1 protein-coding gene is annotated in these 600 nt (G+C 57.0%); it reads left to right on the top strand.

From position 1 onward, the window contains the following. Nucleotides 1–199 precede the first annotated feature (199 nt). Nucleotides 200–517: a hypothetical protein gene (locus ALC15_RS40955; RefSeq protein WP_128089753.1), complete on the top strand. Its 318-nt coding sequence runs from the start codon at nucleotides 200–202 to the stop codon at nucleotides 515–517. The last annotated feature ends 83 nt before the right edge of the window (nucleotides 518–600 follow it).

Here is a 600-nt window from a genome sequence, read left to right as displayed (position 1 = left end):
CCGTCAACGAAAAATAGCCGGCAGGCTCGGATGTATGGTTTGCCGGGTGTCTGAGTCGGCCGCTGTGCCTGCCACTCAGGCGGCTTCACACTCTTGCGGGAGCGGGCGCTCCACCGCGACCGGATCACGGTCGATAATCGTCAAATAGGCGCGCTCGGTCTGATCAGGAGCATATTGCCCTTGCTGCCGATCTCGCAGGATGGCCAGCTTTACAGAGAAGCGCAGGGCAAATCCCTCCTGCGTCAGTCCGACCTTCTTCCGAATCCTGGCGCATCTGCAGGACATGGTCCCCTACATGTCCGGGCGCGAAGATCTTGCCGAGATCGCCGAGTACATCGCGAAGAAGCGGGAAACGGTGAACGAGACAGAATCCTGCGCAGCGCGTAGGGCGCTTGCCAGCGCGCTACTTTTGGTAGCATTTTTTCGTCAAGGTTGTGCGGGATTAGAGTCCGATATAATTGATGGTGTGGAACGGCCCTTCGAACCGGCATCAAAAGTGCCTAACGTGGTCGCGTAGAGAGGCGCCACAAAGGAAGGACCGTTCCATGGAAAAGATTATCACGGTAGGCTTGGATTTGGCTAAGTCGATCTTTCAAGTCC

The sequence above is a fragment of the Bradyrhizobium viridifuturi genome (assembly GCF_001238275.1).
Lineage (GTDB): Bacteria > Pseudomonadota > Alphaproteobacteria > Rhizobiales > Xanthobacteraceae > Bradyrhizobium > Bradyrhizobium viridifuturi.
The sequence above is the reverse complement of the archived record's forward strand: the minus strand, read 5'-3'. Positions and strand labels throughout refer to the sequence as shown.